The sequence below is a fragment of the Streptomyces sp. NPDC058619 genome (assembly GCF_042717785.1).
Lineage (GTDB): Bacteria > Actinomycetota > Actinomycetes > Streptomycetales > Streptomycetaceae > Streptomyces.
Window position 1 is genome coordinate 1 of record NZ_JBHXQN010000141.1, and the last position, 2,543, is coordinate 2,543.

Annotated in this window: 1 protein-coding gene; it reads right to left on the reverse strand. The window is 68.8% G+C overall.

All coding sequences use genetic code 11. The features are described 5' to 3' along the window. Positions 1-2,543: methionine synthase (metH, locus tag ACFWTC_RS38745; RefSeq protein WP_384030694.1), on the reverse strand; the 2,543-nt coding region annotated here is incomplete at both ends.

Here is a 2,543-nt window from a genome sequence, read left to right on the forward strand (position 1 = left end):
GCGTCCATGAGGCGCAGGCCCTCGAAGGCGTCGCGGGCGTAGCGGACTTCGCCCTCGTAGATCTCGTGGAGGTCCTGCTCGACGTAGGCGCGGGTGAGGGCTGCGCCGCCGAGGATGACGGGGTAGTCGGCGGCCAGCTTGCGCTGGTTGAGCTCCTGGAGGTTCTCCTTCATGATCACGGTCGACTTCACGAGGAGGCCGGACATGCCGATCACGTCGGCGCGGTGCTCCGCCGCGGCTTCGAGGATCGCGGAGACGGGCTGCTTGATGCCGATGTTCACGACGTTGTAGCCGTTGTTGGTCAGGATGATGTCGACGAGGTTCTTGCCGATGTCGTGGACGTCACCGCGGACGGTGGCCAGGACGATGGTGCCCTTGCCGTCCGCGTCGGTCTTCTCCATGTGCGGTTCCAGGTAGGCCACCGCCGTCTTCATGACCTCGGCGGACTGCAGGACGAAGGGGAGCTGCATCTGGCCGGAGCCGAAGAGCTCGCCGACGACCTTCATGCCCTCCAGGAGGGTGTCGTTGACGATGTCCAGCGCGGGCCGGGTCTCCAGGGCCTCCGCGAGGTCGGCGTCCAGGCCGTTCTTCTCGCCGTCGATGATCCGGCGCTGGAGACGCTCGTCGAGGGGCAGGGCGAGGAGTTCCTCGGCGCGGCCGGCCTTCAGCGACTTGGTGTTGACGCCCTCGAAGAGCGCCATCAGCTTCTGCAGCGGGTCGTAGCCCTCTGCGCGCCGGTCGTAGATCAGGTCGAGGGCGGTGGTGACCTGCTCCTCGTCGAACCGGGCGATCGGCAGGATCTTCGAGGCGTGCACGATCGCCGAGTCCAGACCCGCCTTGACGCACTCGTCCAGGAACACCGAGTTCAAAAGGACGCGGGCCGCCGGGTTCAGACCGAAGGAGATGTTCGACAGGCCCAGCGTCGTCTGCACATCGGGGTGGCGGCGCTTGAGCTCGCGGATCGCCTCGATCGTGGCGATACCGTCCTTGCGGGACTCCTCCTGACCGGTGCAGATCGTGAAGGTCAGGGTGTCGATGAGGATGTCCGACTCGCGGATGCCCCAGTTCCCCGTCAGGTCGCCGATGAGGCGCTGGGCGATCGCGACCTTGTGCCCGACGGTGCGGGCCTGGCCCTCCTCGTCGATGGTCAGCGCGATCAGCGCGGCACCGTGCTCGCGGGCGAGGCGGGTGACCTGCGCGAAACGGGACTCCGGACCGTCGCCGTCCTCGTAGTTGACGGAGTTGATCACCGCGCGGCCGCCGAGCTTCTCCAGGCCGGCCCGGAGGACGGGAACCTCGGTGGAGTCCAGGACGATGGGGAGGGTGGAGGCGGTGGCGAAGCGGCCCGCGAGTTCGGCCATGTCCGCGACGCCGTCGCGGCCGACGTAGTCGACACACAGGTCGAGCATGTGCGCGCCTTCGCGGATCTGGTCGCGGGCCATCTCCACACAGTCGTCCCAGCGCGCCTCCAGCATCGCCTCGCGGAACTTCTTCGACCCGTTGGCGTTCGTCCGCTCACCGATCGCCATGTACGCCGTGTCCTGCCGGAACGGCACCGTCTGATACAGCGAGGCCGCGCCCGGCTCCGGGCGGGGGTCGCGCGGGGTGATCTCCGTGCCCCGGACGCGTTCCACGACCTGGCGCAGGTGTTCCGGGGTCGTGCCGCAGCAGCCCCCGACCAGCGACAGCCCGTACTCCCGCACGAACGTCTCCTGCGCGTCCGCCAGCTCCGAGGCCGACAGCGGATAGTGCGCGCCGTCCTTCGTCAGGACCGGCAGACCCGCGTTGGGCATGCAGGAGAGCGGGATGCGGGCATTGCGCGCCAGATAGCGCAGGTGCTCGCTCATCTCCGCCGGACCGGTGGCACAGTTCAGGCCGATCATGTCGATGCCCAGCGGCTCCAGCGCCGTCAGCGCCGCGCCGATCTCCGAGCCCAGCAGCATCGTCCCCGTCGTCTCCACCGTCACCGAGCAGATCAACGGCACCGACACGCCCAGCGCCGCCATCGCCCGGTGCGCGCCGATGACCGAGGACTTCGTCTGCAGCAGGTCCTGGGTCGTCTCCACCAGCAGCGCGTCCGCACCGCCGGAGAGCAGACCCTCCGCGTTGACCTGGTAGGCGTCACGGATCTGCGCGTACGCGATGTGGCCCAGCGTCGGCAGCTTCGTACCCGGACCCATCGAGCCCAGCACCCACCGCTGCCGCCCCGTCGAGACCGTGAACTCGTCCGCGACCTCCCGGGCGATCCGCGCACCCGCCTGCGACAGCTCGAAGTTCCGCTCCGCGATGTCGTACTCCGCCAGCGCCGCGTAGTTCGCACCGAACGTATTCGTCTCGACGCAGTCCACACCCACCGAGAAGTACGCCTCGTGGACCGTGCGCACGATGTCCGGCCGCGTCGCGTTCAGGACCTCGTTACAGCCCTCCAGCTGCTGGAAGTCCTCCAACGAGGGGTCCTGCTCCTGGAGCATCGTCCCCATCGCACCATCCGCGACGACCACACGGGTGGCGAGGGCCTCACGGAGGGCGTCGGCCCGGGTCTG